This is a genomic window from Bradyrhizobium sp. Leo170 (assembly GCF_004296405.1).
Classification (GTDB): domain Bacteria; phylum Pseudomonadota; class Alphaproteobacteria; order Rhizobiales; family Xanthobacteraceae; genus Bradyrhizobium.
On sequence record NZ_PSRR01000854.1, the window covers coordinates 1 to 546 of the forward strand.

Here is a 546-nt window from a genome sequence, read left to right on the forward strand (position 1 = left end):
TTCCGCATAGCTCCGCGACTTGTCACTTGATGAAGATCTCCGCCACATGCGAATGCGGATCGTTCGCCGACTCGTCGGCAAGAGATTCTGCTCGGACACATAGCCGACGTCCCCCCAATGGCCAAGCGACTCCGGCACTTCCTCGAGAGGCTCGGCGACCGTTTGGCAAAAAACTGACAGGTCGGCCTGATGCGAGTCGCAGTCTTGATCCGCTTGGTTTACATTCGTCAGTGAGCTCCATGATGACAACGGCCGTTTCCAGGAGCATCACTTCGGGGGCGTCTACCGGTGCCGTCAGGAAAGTGGTTGGAATTGGCGTGACGCAGGCTCCGAGAATTTGAACGTAGCTTGTCAGGCGGCGAGGTCAATCTGCTGAGCGATGGGTTTTGCGGCGAGGGTTTTCCAGCCGTCGATCTTGCGCATGTTGATCTGTCCGGAAGCCAGCAAGGCCCAGAACAACATGGCAGCGGTGTCGGCGGAAGGCAGCACGGTCTGGGTCTTGATCCGTCGCTTGAACTCCTCGTGTAGCCGTTCGATCGCGTTGGT

General features: G+C 58.2%; 1 pseudogene. It reads right to left on the reverse strand.

Annotated elements, in window-relative coordinates:
* Nucleotides 1–351: 351 nt before the first annotated feature.
* A pseudogene (locus CWO89_RS45095) lies at nt 352–546 on the reverse strand (IS256 family transposase); the annotation flags it as partial.